At 43.9% G+C, this 1,254-nt stretch carries 1 protein-coding gene; it reads right to left on the reverse strand.

The features are described 5' to 3' along the window. Positions 1–10: 10 nt before the first annotated feature. A partial coding sequence (locus P20439_RS15510; RefSeq protein ID WP_036934400.1) for an IS4 family transposase occupies positions 11–1,254 on the reverse strand: 1,244 nt, incomplete at its 5' end.

The raw sequence follows: 1,254 nt of genomic DNA on the forward strand, positions 1-1,254 counted from the left end.
GTAATGCCAGTCAGTTAAGCTGACTGGCATTTTTCTTTTTAGTCGGATACTTCTTTGGCTTTGGTTTTACCCATCTTGGGTAGCTCCTGTCTTCTCGCCTTTCTGGTAACAAGAAGAAGCTCATTTTCGTGAGTAAGGCATTGTATGCTTTAGGAATATTGCCTGGACTGCTCAACGATACAGTAACGAAGAAGTGTGTAATAGCCATTGAACAGCTGGTAAAACTAAGTTGATTGGGTAACACACCTCCTAATTTCCCTGCTGCTGCCGTCATTCCTTGCCTGATTAAGTTATAGCACAGCAGTACGCCCCATAGTTCTTGCCTAATCATATCTGGGCGTTTACTTCTTAGCGTATATTCGCTGTTAAGAAGTGATTGCTTCATCTCGCGGTAGCCCAACTCAATTTCCCATCGGTATCGATATAATTCAACCATCTCATCACCTGGAAATCGCATTGGGTCTACCATTGACGATAACATTCGATACGTTTTACCTTTTATCGTTTTCGTGACTAATCTTGCTTCGACGTATTCAGGCAAGTCAGTGAATTTCTTCCTTGCCTGTGGTGTGCTGGTTAAACGTATATGCTGGTCCTGTTTGCTAAAGCTACGTAGCACCTCATACTGAAGGTCTTTTTTCGCGGGTATCATCCAGTGTCTTTGCTCACCTGCTTGATGCCAACGATTTAGCAGACCAAGAGAGTAATATCCCTTATCAAACAGCGTTAAAGAATTATTTGGAGTCGTGCTTACCAACTCCTCGGCCAACTTCATTTCATTGGTGCGGTAACCCGAGAAGGCGCTATTGATAAGTTGATGGCTGGTGATTTCCATGTGGCAAACCATACGGATCTGAGGATAAGTATTCTCTCTATGTTGATTACTCTGTGTCTCAAACACTTCATGATTTTCCTGCGTATCAGCCGTTCGCCAGACAACACCATCAACAGCCAGCAAATTTAATCCAGCCCAGGTTTCAAATTGATTAGACTCATAGCTATGCTTTGCCATCACGCGAAACACCTCTCGAACAGCGTCTTCCCCCAACCTCTGTCTTGCCTGAACCAACGCACTGGGCGCGACCAATGGTTTCTTATCGGGCAACATAATGTCCATTTGTGTTGCAATATCCCAAACCGATTTCTGACGATATAAAGACATGCCGATAATTGACCACAGAACCGTTTCAAGCGGCAACCTTCTTTTACGAATGGTAGCCACACCAGCTTGTTCAAAGCCTTGCTGAATAAGTT

Origin of the sequence: Pseudoalteromonas sp. BSi20439 (assembly GCF_000241165.1) — a bacterium.
Taxonomy (GTDB): domain Bacteria; phylum Pseudomonadota; class Gammaproteobacteria; order Enterobacterales; family Alteromonadaceae; genus Pseudoalteromonas.